Here is a 16,770-nt window from a genome sequence, read left to right as displayed (position 1 = left end):
GATTACGCCTACGGCTAATCCACCTACGGTACAGAATGATAATCACGTGTTCAGGGATTTAGAGCTTGGGGTGGGCCGTTAAGAAACGGTGAGCAAGCGGCTTAATTACCCGCTTGGCGGTCAGGCTGACACTGGGAACCCAGCAGATTCTGGGCAAGCACGTAGCGATCCTGGGCATTTTCCGCCCGGATCTCACCCACCGACAGGTACTGCAAGGTCCAGTTGTCCCAGATTCTCGTATAGCGACTTTCCAGCAGCACATCACCGCGCATCATGGTGGCTCGTTCCGCCTTCACCGTCAGCTTGTCGCCATCACGCCGGATCTGGTACCCCTCATTGGGATACAGCACTTCCAGACAGGCCAGAAACCGTTTCAAAGTCATGTCCGAGGCGGAGCCCACGGTAAACGCCAGTGGCAGGTTGGGTACTTCCAGCATCAGGCTGTGGATATTGGCGCCGTCCAGCCTCTCCAGCCGCTGGCTCTGAGCCTTTTCCTGTTCCTCTTCGGCATTGCGCAAGGTTTCCGCCATTTGCTGGGCCTGGCGCATGCCCTCACGAATCTCCCGCCGCCGCTGTGCCTGTCGACGCTGCGCTTCCTTGTGGGCCAGCACTGCCTGCCAGGCACTTTCCACCTCCAGATCCACCTGTTGCGCATAGTGGCGGGCCTTGCGGGCTCCGGCGATTTGCTCCACACAATCATCCAGCCATACCACCGCCTGCTGCTCTTTCAGGTAACGCGCCTCACGGTGATGCTCATAGAGAGACTGACAGCCCCCTACCCGGGCGCCCAGTGCGTCGATCTCATGGTAGTCCAGGCCATCCACCTGGGCCGGCGCACGGGTCCAGCCCAGCCAGTCGGCAGTGGTCGGCACAACAGTGCTGCAACCGCTGACAGCAGCTACCAGACACCCAGTGAGAAAAGCCGGAACAATACGCACAACAGAACGTCGCCTGTGAGATCGGGACGGAAAGAAAGGGGGTAGCCAGGCTACCCCCTCCGAGACTTGCAGGAGCTTAACGTGCAGCGATCTTTTCTTTCCAGATCACCGGGCCGGTCTTGTGAACGGATTCACCCGTGGAGTCCACTGCCACGGTAACCGGCATATCTTCCACTTCGAATTCGTAGATGGCTTCCATGCCCAGATCTTCAAAGGCAGCCACGCGGGATTTACGGATCGCCTTGGACACCAGATAGGCAGCGCCACCCACGGCCATCAGGTACACCGCCTTGTTGTCCTTGATGGCTTCGATGGCGGTATCGCCACGCTCGGCCTTGCCGACCATGCCGATCAGACCGGTTTCTTCCAGCATGGTACGGGTGAACTTGTCCATACGGGTGGCCGTGGTCGGACCGGCGGGGCCGACGACTTCGTCACCCACCGGGTCCACCGGACCCACGTAGTAGATAAAGCGGTTGGTGAAGTCCACGGGCAGTTTTTCGCCGTTAGCCAGCATTTCTACCATGCGCTTGTGGGCGGCATCGCGGCCGGTGAGCAGCTTGCCAGAGAGCAGCAGGGTGTCGCCGGGCTGCCAGGTCTGCACCTCTTCCGGGGTGACCGTGTCCAGATTGACGCGCTTGGCGCCTTCGTCGTTGCCCCAGGCAATGTCCGGCCACTCTTCCAGGTCCGGTGCCTTCAGATCAGCCGGGCCGCTGCCATCAAGGATGAAATGCGCATGGCGGGTAGCCGCGCAGTTGGGGATCAGCGCCACCGGCTTGTTGGCCGCGTGGGTGGGGTAATCCACCACTTTTACGTCCAGCACGGTGGTCAAGCCGCCCAGGCCCTGGGCGCCAACACCGAGGGCATTCACTTTTTCGAACAACTCCAGACGCAACTCCTCAGAGCGGGTCTGGGCACCACGGGCCTGCAGCTCATGGATGTCGATCGGGTCCATCAGGGATTCCTTGGCGATCAGCATGGCCTTCTCGGCGGTGCCGCCGATGCCGATGCCAAGCATGCCTGGCGGGCACCAGCCAGCACCCATCTTGGGAATCTGTTCCAGCACCCAGTCCACCACGGAGTCGGACGGGTTGAGCATGGCGAACTTGGATTTCGCTTCTGAACCACCGCCTTTGGCGGCCACATCGATTTCCAGGGTGTCACCGGGCACGATGGAGTAGTTGATCACCGCAGGAGTATTGTCCTTGGTGTTGGCACGTTTGCCGTCCGGGTCCGCCAGCACCGAGGCGCGCAACACATTCTCCGGGTGGTTGTAGGCCCGACGCACGCCTTCGTTGATCATGTCGTCCAGGCTCATGTCGCCTTCAACGGTGACATTCATGCCCACCTTGGCAAACACGGTCACGATACCGGTGTCCTGGCAGATCGGGCGACGGCCCATGGCGGCCATGCGGGAGTTGACCAGGATCTGCGCCATGGCGTCCTTGGCAGCCTTGCTCTCTTCCTTCTCGTAGGCTTCTTTCACCGCGCGGATGAAATCCACCGGGTGGTAGTAAGAGATATACTGCAAGGCATCGGCCACGCTCTGAATCAGGTCATCCTGGCGAATCACCGTCATGGGATTACTCCTGCTGGGACAAATTGGGGGCGCGTAGTATAGCGCAGAGTGTGAAGGGGGTGAAAACCGAAAGCGGGCAAGTGCTTGCCAGCCAGCCCTCTTTGCAGGAGTGTCGAGAATTGAGGCCTTTCTCTAGGAGCTATGCTTGTATGGCGAACCGAGCGCAGCGAGGCGGCAGAGATCCAGGTCGTCCGCCGTTCTTTCTGGAACCTGTCGAGCGCTGGGATTCCTAATCGCCCTACGGTCGATTTCCGCACAAGCGCGGTTCGCATGTCGCAGATCCCCCTTGGGGGGCAAGCATAGCTCCTACAGCGGCTTCGTAGAGAGCACCGAAGTTTAGCCTTTTCCCCATCCAACGAGCGTAGCTCGTAGCTCATTCAATCGCAGCGGGTATTGTTGAGTAACCGCAGCAGGTGATCATTGATCACCTCCGGTTGCTCCAGGTGCAGGAAGTGCCCGGCATTGGCGATCCGCTGCAGCTCCACTCCCCCGCTGAAATCACTCTCCACCAGGGTATGCTCAAGCAGTTTGGGGCTCATACAGCCATCATTCTCGCCAATCAGTATCTGAGTGGGCGTGGCAATATCCTGACCCAGCCAGCTCAAGGCTTTGCGCTGATCCTTCTTCCACAGCTTGAACATGGCCCGGTACCAGCCCAGCGCTGCCTTGATAACTCCCGGTTCGGCCAAGGTGTGCTTGGCATTGTCCAGATAGAGGCCGGGGTCCCAATCCGGCGACCAGCGCCGCCACAGGGTGTCCACCCCGCTGAGATCACCACGCTTGAGCCAGGCTTCCGGTGCTACCGGCAACTGGAAAAATTGCATGTACCCGCTCAGCAGGACTTGTTCCGGCACCTTGAGCAGCGCCTGGGGGATACGCCTCAAGGGCGGGATCGACAGGGCACTGAAAGAACAGAAGGTTTCCGGAGACTGGGCACAGGCCAGATAGCCCACCGCTGCGCCCCAGTCATGGCCGATCAAATGGACACGGCCACCCAGCTGAGCGGCAAAGACCATCAGGTCATCCACCGCCGCATAAACAGAATAATCACCACTCCCGGACTGACAGCTCGGGGCATAACCGCGCAGAGCCGGAGCGATCGCCGTATACCCGGCCGCCGCCAGGGCATTGATCTGCACCGCCCAGTTTTCGTAAGTGTCCGGAAAACCGTGGAGCAATATCACGGGCTCGCCGCTACCGGCCATCAGGGCCGGAAAGCGCAAGTCACCGTTTACCAGTTCAACCTGTTTCATCGAGTTACCTCAAAATGCCGGATCTGCGGCGCCTCACTTTCCCGGGTAATGATGTCATCCACCTGGGACATGGCCGGCCCCTGGCGCATGGCGTCCAGCATGGCCGACACCGCATCCGGCTGGCCGTGCAAGATGGCTTCCACACGGCCGTCATCACAATTACGCACCCAGCCGGCAAGATCTCGCAGGCTGGCTTCGTGTTGGGTCCAGGCGCGGTAGCCTACCCCCTGAACCCTACCGCTCACCAGTACATGTTTAGTGATCGCCATCATTGCTCTCCCGATTCTTCTCTTCGTCGCCACGACTGTCGCGGCGTTGAAAGAGTGTATCCAGCGGCATATCCAGCGGCGCCATCATACCGTCCCGGGCCTGATCCATTTTTTGCTTCAAGGTCCGCTCCCAGGCGGATTCATCATTCCCCAGCCGCACCCGCAGCTGGGCATGGGCAGGCCAGGGCAGCATGGCCACCAGTTGCCCCAGGGTCAGGTTGCGCAGATCCCGGGATAATATGTAACCGCCCTCCTCGGTACGCCGTATCAGCTTGGCGTCCATCAACAGATTGCGGAATTCATCCCACTGACTCACGCCGCAGTCGCGCATCACCTGACGTACTTCCTTGCTGCGCAGCACCTTGCCATGTTGCTGACGCAGCCAGAACGCGTGCAGTAAACGTATCAACGCATGCATTCTCGGTACCTGGCGTCGATGCTCCTGAAATACCACCAAGGCCCGCACCAGCTCTGCGCCACCAAGCACAATAATCCAGGAAATATAAACCCACAGCAGAAACAGCGGTACCGCCGCAAACGCACCGTACACCACTTCATAGCTGGGAGCCTGGCGAATAAAGAAGGTAAAGCCGCCTTTTGCCAGCTCAAACAGCAACGCCGCACTGGCAGCTCCCAGTATGCCCTGACGCAGTGGCACATTGGTATTGGGCACCACGGTGTACATCAGGGTTAGCATGGCCGTGGTAAAGAGAAAAGGCAGCAGAGACAACCACAGCCTGACCCCGCCGAGATAATGCACGGTATCACTGAATATGGCCTGGGAGGTCAGGTAGGAAGAGATCGCCAGCCCGGCGCCCAGACAGATCGGCCCCAACGACAGCACCGCCCAGTACATCATCAGACTGGTGAGTCCCTTGCGGGCGCTACGTACTTTCCAGATACGGTTCACGGTCTGCTCGATGGTGCGCAGCATCAGCACCGAGGTGATGATCAGAATAATCACCCCGGGGCCGGTCAGATTGGTGGCCTGCCGGGCAAATGACTGCAGGTGCTCCAGCAGCATATTGCCCGCCGACGGCACGAAGTATTCAAACGCCCATTGCTGAAGTTGAACGCCCTTGCCTTTCAGCGCGGGCACCGAGGCCAGTACCGAAAAACTCACGGTCATCACCGGCACGATGGCAAAGAGCGTGGTGTAAGTCAGTGCGGCGGCGCTTTCGCGACAGCCATCCTCCTTGAAATGACGCACCAGCAGCGCGAAGAAGGCACGAATGGAATCCAGCCTGGCACGAACCGGAATGACGTTTTCATCAGTTTCCATGCTATCGGCATCCTCTCCTTGCTAGCGAGTTCAAGCGCCTTGGAGCCTGTTTAGAGTTTATACGCAGCCGCGTTGCCCCTGAAAAGGTCGTCAGGCAAGGCGTGAACCGCAGGGCCTGACGGGTCAAGTTCAAGGTTCACAACACAGCATGGCGGCCTTTTCAGGGGTAACCCGAAGGGCCGGCCCCCTTTTACCGCCAACCCGCGATTGCGCACATTTATGTAGAATGACTACACTGCACGACTGCAATCACGAGCTCGCGACAAAATGAACTCCGGCGCGGCTGCGTATAAACTCTAAACAGGCCCCTAATGGCACCCTCATCCACAGAATATGCAAAACTCATGACGGACTACACCATCTTCCATAACCCGCGCTGTTCAAAATCCCGCCAGACGCTGGCTTTGCTGGAAGAAAACGGCATCCAGCCCACTATCGTAAAGTACCTGGACGACACCCCGGATGCCGCCACGCTGAAAACCCTCATCAAGAAACTCGACCTTGCCAACGCCCATGATCTGGTGCGAAACAAGGAAGCCGACTATAAAACGGCAGGCTTGTCGGCGGATAGCAGCGAGGATGCAGTCATTGCCGCCATGGTGCAGTATCCGAAACTGATTGAGCGCCCCATCGTGGTACGGGGCGACAAGGCGGTGCTGGGACGCCCGCCGGAAAACGCCCTTAACCTGCTGGACTGACACCATCATGACGGATTATGTACTGGTGCTTTACTACAGCCGCAACGGCAGTGTGGCCAATCTGGCGCAACAGGTCGCTCGCGGCATTGAAGGCTCTGGCATGGAAGCCCGCCTGCGCACGGTACCGGCAATCTCTGCCAAGTGTGAAGCCACGGAACCCGCGGTACCGGAACAGGGCGCGCCCTATGCCACCCTGGAAGACCTGGCCGGTTGCAGCGGCCTGGCGCTGGGTTCGCCCACTCGCTTCGGCAATATGGCGGCGCCGTTGAAATACTTTGTCGACCAGACCAGCGATCTGTGGATGAAAGGCACTCTGATCGGCAAACCCGCCGGCGTGTTCTGTTCCACCAGCAGCCTGCACGGCGGCCAGGAAAGCACCCTGCTATCCATGATGACCCCACTGCTGCATCACGGCATGGTGATTACCGGTGTGCCCTATTCCGAACAAGCACTGCTGGATACTCGCAGTGGCGGCACTCCCTATGGTCCTACCCACGTTGCCGGCACCGATTCAGACCCGTCGCTGAACGACCATGAAATCTCTCTGGCAAGGGCCCTGGGCAAACGCCTGGCTACCCTCGCCCGCCAACTCAAGGCCTGAACATGAATCTCCTGCTTCTGCGTATCAGCTACGCACTATTATTGTTTATTGGCATCTCCGGGCTGTTCAGCCTGGCCCCGCCGGATGTGCACATTGTCTCCAGCATTATCTTTGCGGTGATTCTCTATGCCCCTCTAGTGCTGATGCTGCCGGCCGTGATCAGTGGTAACAAGCGCCAGGCCACCTGGTTGTGCTTTATTCTGCTGTTCTATTTCTGCGGTTATGCCATCCAGCTACTGGATCCGCCGCCAGTCCGCACCCTGGCCATTGCCAAGACGTCATTGACGGTAATGCTGTTTGTTTTCTCTGCGCTGCAGATTCGCCAGGGGCAACATGCTGATTGACGAACGGTTCGAGGTCGAAACACCGGAAGGGGCCATGCTCAGCCTGTCCCTGGCCGGCCCGGTGACACGGGCCATGGCCTATGGCATCGACCTCATCCTTCGTTTAATTATTTTCGCGGTACTGGCCATTGTGCTCAGCCTGCTCGGCAAAATGGGCATCGGTTTGCTGCTGATCATCGGCTTTGCCCTGGAATGGTTTTACCCCACGCTCTTTGAAGCATTGCGACATGGCCAGACGCCAGGCAAGAAAGCCATGGGCATTGCTGTGGTCCACGCCAACGGCAGCCCGCTCAGTTTCAACGGCAGCCTGATCCGTAATCTGCTGCGCACCGCCGATGCCTTTCCGCTGTTTTACCTGCTCGGTTTCATCACTACCCTGATCAGCCCCCGCTATCAGCGCCTGGGAGATATGGCGGCCAATACCCTGGTGGTGCATATCGAAAAAACCGAGACCAGCCGCAAGCAACATAACGGCCCGACCAATCCACCGGACTGGCCGCTCAGCTCCCAGGACCAACTGGCCCTGCTGGCTTTCCACGAACGCCAGGACCAGTTTTCCGAAGCCCGCCAGCAGGAGTTGGCACAGCTGGCATTCCCGGAACTGAGCCCGCCCCAGGCACTGCAGCGTCTGCGATCAGTGACCCGTTACCTGATTGAGGGGGCCCAATGAAACAGGCCCGCTTCGAACAACAGTACCGCCCGCTATGGGACTCTCTGGAGCAGCAACTGGATCAACTGGAGGCGCTGCGGGTGTCGCGCAAGAAGCGCCTGCCCCTGGACCGCTTCGTGGCGGATTACCGCCAGCTCTGCCACCAACTGGCATTGGCCCGGGAGCGCACCTACAGCCTGGAACTACAGCAATACCTGAACAATCTGGTGCTACGTGCCCACCGTCAGCTGTACCGCTACAACCCGCCCCTGGCGGATCGCATCGGCGTTTTTTTTGCCAGCGGGTTTCCGGCGGCGGTTCGTCGGCAATGGAAGTGGCACCTGGTCAGCGCACTCAGCTTTGTGCTGTCCATCGCGCTAGCCTGGATTCTGGTGCAGCAACAGCCAGAGATGATCTACACCGTGGTGGACGAAGCCATGCTTTCGGATCTGGAGCTCATGTACCAGCCGGCGGATTCTGCAGGCGGCGACATCCATGCCGGGCGCGAGGGCGAAGATGACGTGCTGATGTTCGGTTTTTACATCAAGAACAACATCGGCATTGCCTTTCGCACCTTTGCCGGCGGCCTGCTGCTGGGCGTGGGTGCCATTTTTGTCATGCTGTTCAATGGCAGCTTCTTTGGCGCTATTGCCGGCCACCTGATCAATACCGGCGGCCATGAGGCCTTCTTTACCTTCGTGATCGCCCACGGCGCCCCGGAACTCACCGCCATCGTGCTGGCCGGGGGAGCCGGGCTGCGACTGGGCTGGTCGATTATCGCCCCGGGCCAATGGTCGCGACTGGATGCCCTGCGCCTGGCGGCACGGGATGCCTTGCCAACCATGTACGGGGTCTTCGCCCTGCTGCTGCTGGCCGCTTTCATCGAAGCCTTCTGGTCGCCCAGAGACTTCGACGCCACCCTAAAATACAGCGTCGGTGCCGCCTGCTGGGCACTGCTTTATCTCTATCTTTTCTTCGGGGGACGTCAACGTGGAGCTGGAAAAGGCTAGCGCCCGCCTGGCACCGCGTAGCCCCTGGCAGGCGGTGGACCTGGGCACAAAACTGTATCGGCAATGGGCCGCACCGGTGCTATGGGTATGGCTGGCGTTCACGCTGGCGCCCTTCGGCTTACTACTGGGCTGGTCGCTGCTGGCAGAAACCCTGTGGCCACTGTTCCTGTTCTGGTGGCTCAAGCCTCTCTGGGAGCGTCCGTTACTGGCCTGGTACAGCCATGCCCTGTTTGCGGAAACCCTGACCCTGAAGCAATTATTCCAGCGCTGGCGCCACTACGCCCTGCCCGGCCTCGCCAGCCAGCTCACCTGGCGACGTTTCAGTCCGGCACGCAGTTTCAACACCTGCGTCTGGCAATTGGAAGGCGCCAAAGAGGAACAACTCAGCCAGCGCTTGCGGGCGCTGAACAGCTACCCCTCCAACCGGGCCGGCATCATGACCATCGTGGTGCTTCACCTGGAGCAATTCATGGCCATGGGGCTGATGGTACTGCTTTACACCCTGGTGCCCTGGCAGTTCAGCCTGGAATGGAGCGACTGGTTCTACGATCAGGGCGCCCTGCAGATGGCCATTGCCAGTGCCACACTGTACCTGGTCATGTGTGTCACCGAACCGCTCTACGTGGCCTGTGGCTTTGCCCTCTATCTGAACAAGCGCACCTGGCTGGAAGGCTGGGATCTGCAACTGGGGCTGACCCGTCTTGGCCGCCACCGGGCCACCCGCAGCGGCGCCACCGTGTTGATGCTGCTGGCCCTGATGCTGCTACCCCTGCCGGAACCGGCAACGGCTCAACCCGCGCCCCGCAATGAAGAGCAACAGGAAGTCATCGAGCTGCTGGCAAGCCCGGACTATATGCCCTTCGAAGAGCGCACTGAGCGACAATGGAAAGACCGGGACGAAGACAGCAACAGCTGGCTGGAAGAGTTCTGGAAGCACTTCTTCGATAACCTGGACGATGATGAGCAACCGGAATCCTCCTCCCAGCCCTTTGACATCCCGGATGCGGTGCTGTGGATTCTGTTCTGGGCCCTGTTCGCCGGGCTGGTTATCTGGTTGCTCACCAAGGTGATGAATCAGTTGGGCCTGGGAAGCCAGCGGCGGGACCACAGCCCGGTGATCCCCACTCACGTAGCCGGCATGGATATTCGCCGCCATAGCCTGCCGAAAAACCTGCGCCAGGCGGTGGAGAACGCACTGGCAGCCAACGACATTCGCCTGGCCCTGTCGCTGATGCTGCGCAGTGCCCTGACCAGCTTGCTGCGCCGCTACCCGGTGGCACTGGCCGCCGGCAGCACCGAACAGCAATGCCTGCGCAACCTCAAGGCAGCCCATGGTGAACCCTTGCCGATTCTCTACCTGCAGCGCCTGATCCAGGCCTGGATCAGCACCGCCTGGGCCCATCGTCCGGTAGATGCCGATGCAGTCCGCAGCCTGCTCACTCACTGGGAGGAGATTCGTGCTGAGGAGGCTGCCGATGCATAGGAAACTGCCCTGGCTGGGCGCCCTGCTGGTGGTGGCACTGATCATCGCTTACTACGCGCTCACCGAGCCAGTCACTGTAATCCAGCGGACTGCGCCTGACAGCGCCATTCAACGCAATCCCTACAGCGCCGCCCAGGCCTGGCTGGCACAACGGGGGCAACCCAGTCAGCGAGTGCTCAGTGCCGCTGCCCTTTTCCCGTTGCCGGAAGAAGACATCACCCTGATCATCGACAAGCAGCGAGGTCTGCTCAGCCACAGTCAGGTACGCGCGTTGCTGCACTGGGTGGAAGCGGGCGGCGAACTGATCGTCGAGGCACGACCACTGCCAAAATCCCGGGATGAAGATACCGCCACGGAAACGGACTGGCAGGACAACGATGCCCTGCTCTACAGCTTGGGAATCACCGTCTGGAAAGGGGAGGCGCTGGCTGACGAGGAGGAACTGGACCCGTTTTTCCAATTGCTCGACGCTCTGCCTGCGTTCGCCGGCAATCCCCTGCAATACTGCCTGCTCACCGACAACGATGAACTGCGCGAAACCTGCGAGGCGCTGGCCTGTGAGGCCCCGCCACAACCGGAGCCCCTGCTGCTGCATGCCGGCGATGACCAGCCCTCCCGTCGCATCCAGCTGCATAGCCAGCATGTACTCTGGCACGACAGCTGGAACGAGGAAGACACCCCGGCAGAGTTTCTCCCCGAGTGGCCGGTGGAAGTGACCGCCTATGCGGACAACGATTACGGCAGCCAGCTGGTCCAGCTATCCCTGGGCGACGGCCAGGTCACCGTGCTCACCGACCTGGGGCTGTGGGACAACCAGAACCTGCTTTATTTCGACCATGCCTGGCTGCTGGCTTGGCTCACTGGCAACCAGCCGGTGTGGTTCGTGCACTCCGTGGCCATGCCACCATTACTGCAATGGTTATGGCTGCGCGCCCCGGAACTGGGAACCGCCCTGCTGCTGCTGGTTGGCCTGTGGTTATGGTCACGAATTCCCCGCCGCGGCCCGATTCAGCCGGTGGCCGAAGACCACAACCGGGATTACCTGCAGCATCTGCACGCCAGTGGCTATTTCCAGTGGCGCACCGAACAGCAGGACACGCTGCTCACCGCCCTGCGGCAGCAGGCCCTGGCCCGACTCAACCGTTACCATCATCAGCGCCAGCAGGCCCTGGAACGCGCCGCCAGTCACCTGAAAGTGACTGTCGCGCAACTGAATCACGCGCTGACACAGCCCCCGGCAAACCGTGACCAGCTCGCCCAGCAGGTAGCCCTGCTACAGGCTTTAAGGAGTGACACATGACACAGCCCACCACCCTGGCCGACGCCACCCAGCTGGCCCAGGATATTGAACATCATCTCAATCAAGTGCTGATCGGTCAGCAGCAGGTGGTTCGCGAAGTGCTGATCGCCCTGGTCTCCGGCGGCCATGTGCTGATTGAGGGGGTACCCGGACTCGGCAAGACCTTGCTGGTGCGCAGCCTGGGCAAGGTGCTGGAACTGGACTTCAATCGTATCCAGTTCACCCCGGACCTGATGCCCACGGACGTGACCGGCCACGCCATGTACGACCAGAAAAGCGAGCAATTCCGTATTCGCCGTGGTCCCGCCTTCACGCAACTGCTGCTGGCCGATGAAATTAACCGGGCCCCGGCCAAGACTCAGGCGGCGCTTCTGGAAGTCATGCAGGAGCGGCAGATCACCATTGAGGGCAAAGCCTTTACGCTGAATGAGCCCTATATGATACTGGCCACCCAGAACCCGCTGGACCAGGAGGGCACCTACCCGCTGCCGGAAGCGGAACTGGACCGTTTCCTGTTCAAGGTGTTGATCGATTACCCGGATCACGCGGACGAAACCCGTCTGGTGAACATGGTGCTGGACGGTACCATCCGCGCCAGCCTGGATGTGGAAAGCCTGAGCCCGGTCACCGATGCCGCCGGCCTGAAAGCCATGAAGGCGCTCAGCGACAGCGTGTTGATTGATGACGAGGTGCTCGACTATGCCCTGCGCATCGTACGCGCCACCCGGGATTTCAGCGGCCTGAGCCACGGCGCCAGCCCCCGTGCCAGCATCGCCCTGGCCCGGGCCAGCCGGGTACAGGCCCTCTTTGAGGGCCGCGATTTTGTCACCCCGGACGATGTACAGCAGGTGGCCCGGCCGGTGCTGCGCCACCGCATTCAGCTGAGCGCCGATGCGGAAATCGAAGGCCAGACTCCGGAAACCGCCCTGGGTCGACTGCTGGAACAGGTGGAAGCGCCGAAGCAATGACAGGGAACGTGAGACGCCGGACGCCAGACGCTGGAAGCCTAAAACCCGCACCGCGACTGCTTGCCGTCGTTGCGCTGTGGGCCTTGCTGGCCGTTCCACTATTCTGGCTGCCCGCCGGGTTTGTCGTCGTCTGGTGGGCACTGGGCGCCCTGACTTTGGTGATTGCCCTGCTGGATCAGTGGCACGCCCGCCGCTTGCCTGCCCCACAGGCACAGCGGGAGTTACCTACAGCTCTGTCGGTTCAGCAACCGCACCCGGTAAGGGTGCGGATCACCTCGGCAAGCCTGCCGGAAACCGTAGAGTTGGCCGACCAGCACCCCGGTGACGACCCCCACACCGGCCTGCCGGCCACCCTGACGCGGGCCAAAGCAGAGCTGACCGAGCTGACCTATCACTACCGGCCCAGCCGCCGCGGCCCGGTACAGTTCGGCGACCTGGTGTTCTGGTTCCCCAGCCGCCTGATGCTGTGGCAGGTGCGCAAGGTATGCGACGCCGCCTGCACCGTGCCGGTATACCCGGATTTCTCCCGTCTCAGCCACAGCGGATTGGATGCCAATCATGCCCACCTGCTCACCGGCACACGGCTGCAACCGCGCCGCGGCGAAGGCATGGAGTTTCATCAGTTACGCGAATATCACCCCGGTGACAGCCTGCGCCAGATCGACTGGAAAGCCACCGCCCGCCGCCGCAGTCTGATCAGCCGGGAATATCAGGATGAGCAGAATCAGCAGGTGCTGGTGATGCTGGATGGCGGGCGGCGTCTGGGGATGCCGGTTGGCTCGCTGACCGGCTTCGACCACGCGCTTAACGCCGCCCTGCTACTGGCCTGGAGTGCGCTCAAGCAAAAGGACAAGGCCGGCGCCATGCTGTTTTCCGGCGACCAGCCACGCTGGCTGCCACCGGTGCAGGGCCAGCAGGGCATCAACCACCTGCTCAACGGGCTCTACGATCTACACCCCAGCCAGCATGCCAGCGACTTCAGCCTGGCCGCCCGGCAACTGGTGCGCCGCAGCCGGCGACGAGCCCTTGTGGTACTGGTTACCCGCCTGCAGCAGGAAGATCTGGATGATCTGATGAGCGCCGTGTCCCTGCTGCGTCGCCATCATCTGGTACTGATTGCCGACATGCTGCTGCCGGAACAGGAACAACTGTCACGCCAGCCGGTGGGCAACGATTTTGATCAGGCCCTGCAAGTGTGCGCCGACGCCCAGGAACAACAGGCCCGCCATGACCTGCACACCCGCCTGCGCCATGCCGGCGCGCTGGTCACGGCCACCACGCCACAACAGATGCCGGCGCAGCTCAATAACCTTTACCTTATGCTGAAACGCAGCGGACGTTTGTAGAACTGACACACATTGAAACGTACCAACCACACGTTCTGAACTAGCTGTAGGAGCGGCGCTTGAGCCGCGAACCGCGCTTGCGCGGAAATCGCACGTAGGGCGATCAGGGATATCAGGACCCGACAGGCCCGAGCCTGCCCGTCATAACAATGTTTTCCTCACTCCGCTCGGTTCGCCCCTCAAGCGGGGCTCCTACAGCCACTCCGGCTATATGAACGTATCTTCCAAAGCCGTTTCCAGTTCCCTGTCCGCCAGGCCGTAATACTCCATCAGCACCTGGCACCAGCGCTGCGGGCGATCCGGCAACCCGCTTTTCAGCAGATCCTGAGCCTTTTCCCTGACCTTCAAGGCAAACGCGCCCTCTTCCCCCGCCTCCCCATTCAGGTTATCCAGTGACACCCGGAATGGATGGCCGCATGCTGCACAGAACAGGGCTTCCAAGGCCTGGGGGTAGACTTCTACCCGGGTGAACTGCGCCTGCTGCTCGGCATTGCGTCCGTCCGGGGCATACCAGTAGCCATAATCTTCCTGCTGTCGGCGGGTCGGGCCGGCCACACACCAGTGGGCGATTTCGTGCAGGGCGCTGCGGAAATAATCGCGGGTGTAACAGATACGATGGGGGTTGCCCGGACGATACACGGGCTCGTCCGCGCCGCCTTCCAGAACGGTGGTATGAGAATGAAAAAAAGTGGCCCTAAACAGTCTGTCCAGGTCCTCGCTACGGTGCCCCCGGACAGCGCTTTGCGGTATGGTAGCCGCCTTTGTTTGGCCCTGTGGCTTACCGCCAAGATCACCCATAAGATTCGTCGCGCCTATGTCATCCCGTCGTCAGGAGCTCGCCGCCCAGCTCACACTTGCCCTGCCCATTCTCGGCGGCCAGTTGGCCCAGACCGCCAACGGCTTTGTGGATACCATGATGGCAGGGAGAGTCAGTGCCAATGATCTGGCGGCGGTGGCGGTGGGCGCCAGTATCTGGGTGCCACTGTTCCTGTTCATGACCGGCGTGCTGATGAGCGCCACGCCGATTCTTTCCCGCCATCTTGGCGGCGAAGCTTACCATCGCATCAACCCGCTCGCCCAGCAGGGCATCTGGCTGGGCCTGGGTCTGGGTATTCTCTGCGCCCTGATCCTGCGCAGCATCGCACCGGTACTGGTATGGATGGACGTGGACCCGGCCATTCGCCCGCTGGTCAGCGGTTATCTGGATGCCCTCAGCTGGGGGATGCCCGGCGCCGCCCTGATGCTGGCCATGCGCAGCTACACCGAGTCCATGAACCACACCCGCCCGGTGTTGCTGTTCAGCGTGATCGGGCTACTGATCAATATTCCCAGTAACTATGTGCTGATTTACGGCAAATTGGGTTTCCCTGCCATGGGCGGAGTCGGCTGCGGCTGGGCCACCTCCCTGGTGATGTGGTCTATGGCACTGATGATGCTGTTTTATACCCACCGCCACCCGGTGTACCAGCACGCGCCGCTCAATCTGCGCCGGCGCCATTTTGAAATGGCCAGCCTGGGGTACATGCTGCGTCTGGGGCTGCCAGTAGGGTTATCGATCTTTTTCGAGGTCAGCATCTTTGCCGTGATTGCCCTGCTGATCGGCAGCCTGGGAGCCCAGATCGTGGCCAGCCACCAGATCGCCCTGAACTTTACCTCGCTGATTTTCATGGTGCCGCTCAGCTTTTCCCTGGCCGCCTCGGTCCGGGTGGGCCATGCCAGGGGGCGCCACGACGAGCCGGGACTGCGCCATGCGGTGCAGGTGGCACTGTGTATCACCACCGTGGTGGGGGTGACGGCAGCAGCGGCGCTGGTCTTGGCAAGAAGCTGGATCCCCCATATCTATACCAATAACCGGGACGTGATCGAACTGGCCACCTATCTGTTGCTGTTCGCAGCGTTATACCAGGTATCCGACGCCCTGCAGGTCTGCGCCAACGGCTGCCTGCGCGGCTTCGAAGACACTGCCTGGCCTATGATCATGACCCTGTTCGCCTACTGGGGTGTAGGCCTGCCACTGGGTTACGGCCTGGGACTGACCCACTGGTTCGGCGAGCCCATGGGCCCGGCAGGGTTCTGGATCGGGCTGGTAGCCGGCCTGACCGTGGCGGCCATTCTGCTGGGCTGGCGACTGCGCTGGCGGATGCGGCAAACCTTGTCACCAACCACCTGACACCATCCCTGTCCCGCGTCCTCCGTAGGGTGGATTAGCCTAGGCGTAATCCACCATCGTTTCGGCGTGATGACACCTTGCCCAGTCAGGCAGCAGGTGGATTACGCTTAGGCTAATCCACCCTACGATACTGTCCGGCATCTTCTCGGCAGCCGCCCGCCTACGTTTCAAATACCGGCACCTGCAACAGCCTTCGGTAATAACTGTCGGTCAACCAGGGGCGTCCGCTTAACAGATGGTTAAGGTACCAGCGCTCCGGTTTCAGGTTTTCCGCCTGCCAGTCTGCGTTGGCAATATAAACCCAGGTTGGCACTTCACCCGCACCTGTCAGCACCGGCAGGCATTCACGCCGGTAACGGACCGGGTGCCCTTCATAGGGGTCCATCCGCTCGATTTCCCGATGATCGCGCAAGCGGTACAACACCCCTTCCACCGCATCATTGGTCGGCACAATGTTGGCGTAGGCAATGCCCTGCTTGCCATGGGCCCGCTTGTTGAATGCCAGCGTCCACCCTTCCAGCCGCGCCGCCATGGACTCCCGATACTGCATGCCCCGCACCGCCATTCGGCCCGGGTTCATGTTCGAGCCATAGGCAAAATAATACTCACACTGCACACCCGCCTCCTGGATGAAATGAACATTAAAAGGGGATAAAGCCGAACCACAAGTCAACCGCGTTCAGGCCTACAGGCTACGCCACCCCGACGCGCGGGCACCTTCGCAGCGAGCCACCTAAGTACCAAAACCGCGCAGCTATCAATTATCCATTATCAACTATCAATTGCTTTCTGCACCGGCTTGCATGGCCGCCCCGTACAGGCTAACGTGAATTCAGGAGACTCTGAATAACTCCTTGCATGCTCAGTCTTTCAGGCTGGC

Annotated in this window: 17 protein-coding genes; 10 read left to right on the top strand and 7 right to left on the bottom strand. The window is 60.8% G+C overall.

The features are described 5' to 3' along the window. Window positions 1-101: 101 nt before the first annotated feature. The 5 genes from B3Q33_RS11070 to B3Q33_RS11050 form a co-directional block, all read right to left on the bottom strand. Entirely contained in the window at window positions 102-872 is a 771-nt protein-coding gene (locus B3Q33_RS11070; RefSeq protein WP_035249640.1) for a hypothetical protein, read from the bottom strand. Window positions 873-1,014: 142 nt separating this feature from the next. After that, window positions 1,015-2,517, bottom strand: a complete 1,503-nt coding sequence (locus B3Q33_RS11065) for a fumarate hydratase (protein WP_035249638.1) — start codon at window positions 2,515-2,517, stop codon at window positions 1,015-1,017. Between the two features lie 377 nt (window positions 2,518-2,894). After that, a complete protein-coding gene (locus B3Q33_RS11060; RefSeq protein WP_035249637.1) occupies window positions 2,895-3,770 on the bottom strand; it encodes an alpha/beta fold hydrolase in 876 nt (291 codons plus the stop codon). Then, window positions 3,767-4,039 (bottom strand): acylphosphatase, encoded by a 273-nt coding sequence (locus tag B3Q33_RS11055; RefSeq protein WP_052043048.1) that lies wholly within the window; start codon window positions 4,037-4,039, stop codon window positions 3,767-3,769. Before B3Q33_RS11055 ends, B3Q33_RS11060 begins: the two co-directional genes overlap by 4 nt. Further along, window positions 4,026-5,321, bottom strand: a complete 1,296-nt coding sequence (locus B3Q33_RS11050; RefSeq protein WP_273009419.1) for a YihY family inner membrane protein — start codon at window positions 5,319-5,321, stop codon at window positions 4,026-4,028. Before B3Q33_RS11050 ends, B3Q33_RS11055 begins: the two co-directional genes overlap by 14 nt. A gap of 344 nt (window positions 5,322-5,665) precedes the next feature. Between B3Q33_RS11050 and arsC the strand changes: the two genes are divergently transcribed. The 9 genes from arsC (at window position 5,666) to B3Q33_RS11005 (ending at window position 13,720) form a co-directional block, all read left to right on the top strand. Next, on the top strand, window positions 5,666-6,019 hold the full coding sequence (gene arsC, locus B3Q33_RS11045; RefSeq protein ID WP_035249633.1) for an arsenate reductase (glutaredoxin): 354 nt from the start codon (window positions 5,666-5,668) through the stop codon (window positions 6,017-6,019). A gap of 7 nt (window positions 6,020-6,026) precedes the next feature. Beyond that, window positions 6,027-6,620 (top strand): NAD(P)H:quinone oxidoreductase, encoded by a 594-nt coding sequence (gene wrbA, locus B3Q33_RS11040; protein WP_273009421.1) that lies wholly within the window; start codon window positions 6,027-6,029, stop codon window positions 6,618-6,620. Window positions 6,621-6,622: 2 nt separating this feature from the next. After that, window positions 6,623-6,964: a DUF2069 domain-containing protein gene (locus tag B3Q33_RS11035; protein ID WP_273009423.1), complete on the top strand. Its 342-nt coding sequence runs from the start codon at window positions 6,623-6,625 to the stop codon at window positions 6,962-6,964. Further along, window positions 6,954-7,634, top strand: coding sequence for an RDD family protein (locus B3Q33_RS11030; protein WP_273009425.1), 681 nt, complete (start codon window positions 6,954-6,956; stop codon window positions 7,632-7,634). Before B3Q33_RS11035 ends, B3Q33_RS11030 begins: the two co-directional genes overlap by 11 nt. Continuing rightward, the gene (locus B3Q33_RS11025; RefSeq protein WP_035249630.1) at window positions 7,631-8,623 is read left to right on the top strand and encodes a stage II sporulation protein M; all 993 of its coding nucleotides are present in this window, start codon (window positions 7,631-7,633) and stop codon (window positions 8,621-8,623) included. The genes B3Q33_RS11030 and B3Q33_RS11025 overlap by 4 nt, the downstream gene beginning before the upstream one ends. Further along, window positions 8,604-10,106 (top strand): DUF4129 domain-containing protein, encoded by a 1,503-nt coding sequence (locus tag B3Q33_RS11020; RefSeq protein WP_273009428.1) that lies wholly within the window; start codon window positions 8,604-8,606, stop codon window positions 10,104-10,106. Before B3Q33_RS11025 ends, B3Q33_RS11020 begins: the two co-directional genes overlap by 20 nt. Continuing rightward, a complete protein-coding gene (locus B3Q33_RS11015) occupies window positions 10,099-11,406 on the top strand; it encodes a DUF4350 domain-containing protein (RefSeq protein WP_273009430.1) in 1,308 nt (435 codons plus the stop codon). The genes B3Q33_RS11020 and B3Q33_RS11015 overlap by 8 nt, the downstream gene beginning before the upstream one ends. Beyond that, entirely contained in the window at window positions 11,403-12,374 is a 972-nt protein-coding gene (locus B3Q33_RS11010) for an AAA family ATPase (protein WP_273009431.1), read from the top strand. The genes B3Q33_RS11015 and B3Q33_RS11010 overlap by 4 nt, the downstream gene beginning before the upstream one ends. Before the next feature lie 83 nt (window positions 12,375-12,457). After that, window positions 12,458-13,720 (top strand): DUF58 domain-containing protein, encoded by a 1,263-nt coding sequence (locus tag B3Q33_RS11005; protein WP_272979824.1) that lies wholly within the window; start codon window positions 12,458-12,460, stop codon window positions 13,718-13,720. Window positions 13,721-13,927: 207 nt separating this feature from the next. Here B3Q33_RS11005 and B3Q33_RS11000 read toward each other — a convergent pair whose 3' ends face one another. Next, entirely contained in the window at window positions 13,928-14,422 is a 495-nt protein-coding gene (locus tag B3Q33_RS11000) for an elongation factor P hydroxylase (RefSeq protein WP_232222125.1), read from the bottom strand. Window positions 14,423-14,534: 112 nt separating this feature from the next. Here B3Q33_RS11000 and B3Q33_RS10995 point away from each other — a divergent pair, with 112 nt between their 5' ends. Continuing rightward, window positions 14,535-15,890: an MATE family efflux transporter gene (locus B3Q33_RS10995; protein ID WP_035249623.1), complete on the top strand. Its 1,356-nt coding sequence runs from the start codon at window positions 14,535-14,537 to the stop codon at window positions 15,888-15,890. A 160-nt stretch (window positions 15,891-16,050) separates the two neighbouring features. Here the strand turns inward: B3Q33_RS10995 and B3Q33_RS10990 are convergent, their stop codons facing one another. After that, complete coding sequence (locus B3Q33_RS10990) at window positions 16,051-16,506, bottom strand: gamma-glutamylcyclotransferase family protein (RefSeq protein WP_035249621.1); 456 nt, start codon at window positions 16,504-16,506, stop codon at window positions 16,051-16,053. Between the last annotated feature and the right edge of the window lie 264 nt (window positions 16,507-16,770).

It is taken from the genome of Alcanivorax sp. UBA3183 (assembly GCF_002364155.1).
Classification (GTDB): Bacteria; Pseudomonadota; Gammaproteobacteria; order Pseudomonadales; family Alcanivoracaceae; genus Alcanivorax; species Alcanivorax jadensis.
Note: the sequence above shows the minus strand (reverse complement) of the source record. Positions and strands in the feature narration are given on the sequence as shown.